At 40.7% G+C, this 1,058-nt stretch carries 1 protein-coding gene; it reads left to right on the top strand.

The annotated features are described in order from the left end of the window. Nucleotides 1-51 precede the first annotated feature (51 nt). The gene (locus F6K53_RS45075) at nucleotides 52-1,053 is read left to right on the top strand and encodes a hypothetical protein (protein WP_293087657.1); all 1,002 of its coding nucleotides are present in this window, start codon (nucleotides 52-54) and stop codon (nucleotides 1,051-1,053) included. Nucleotides 1,054-1,058 lie beyond the last annotated feature (5 nt).

The raw sequence follows: 1,058 nt of genomic DNA, 5'->3' as shown, positions 1-1,058 counted from the left end.
CATTTCTCTAGCGCTAAAGTAAGATGACAGTATAGGATTCAGACACCAGCAATGCCCAAGAAGGTCGGAACAACCAAGAAAATATCGACTCAAACCGTCCCTGTTATCGGTATGACAGAGATGGTTAAGACAGAATTGCTGGCCACGATGAAAAAGTTGGGCATTGTCAGATCTGAGTCTTACAACAAACTGGGAAGCATTAACCATTGGGGACTGGACTGGAAAAAAGCAATCCCAGAAGTAAAAAGTTTTAGGACTCCCGACACTCTGGGATTACCACCAAAATTAATGGATTGGACTGTTAATGATGTAGGTAAGGCTATTACAGCTCAACAAGCAGCTTGTAAAAATGCGGTTATTAACAAGCTTTACAAAAGGTTCCCAGGGAAAGAAAACCAAAACAAACGTAAGGAACTCTGTAAACAACTCAAAACTTCGGCTTTCTTGAACAACTCTTTACTACATCGACTGGTCAGGAGAGAGTTTCAGAGAGGCCATTCATGGGTAAACAATCAGATAGTTTATCAACAAGTTGGATACAAATGTAAAAGACTTTCGCGAAACACTTACCAGCTGGAATTAGCTGGGCTAACAAGGGGGAAAAGAAACAAGATAGTCGTCAGATCTAACCGAAAAATAAAAGGGCAGATTAGATTAATCTATGACCAAATATTGCCAAGATTTGAAATTCACTTCTTGGTAGATTATGGAACCGTAGAAATTCCACCATTACGTCAAAACATCGGAGTAGACAAGGGGTACACAGAGGCTTTCTATGACTCAAGGGGTCAGGCTCACGGGAAAGGACTTGGAAAAGTAATCACCAAGAAATCGGATCGTATATGTGCTAAAAACCGTAATAGAGGAAAACTTTGGGCCCTTCACAGAAAGTTAGAAAAATTAGATCCAGCTAAGTCGGCTCGAATACTTAAAAATAACCTGAGTAGAAAAACAGAAAATCGCCGTTACAGACAGAATCAATCAGAAATAACGGCCATAATAGGAGCGGCTTCTAAATCTCTCTTTAACGGAGATCGGAAGAGCGTCGTCTGACCTGC

The organism is Moorena sp. SIO4A1, from assembly GCF_010672065.1.
In the GTDB taxonomy this organism is placed as follows: domain Bacteria; phylum Cyanobacteriota; class Cyanobacteriia; order Cyanobacteriales; family Coleofasciculaceae; genus Moorena.
The sequence above is the reverse complement of the archived record's forward strand: the minus strand, read 5'-3'. Positions and strand labels throughout refer to the sequence as shown.

Excerpts from the sequence above, each read along its gene's own strand:
- F6K53_RS45075 (WP_293087657.1), top strand. The coding sequence starts at position 52 with ATGCCCAAGAAGGTCGGAACAACCAAGAAAATATCGACTCAAACCGTC.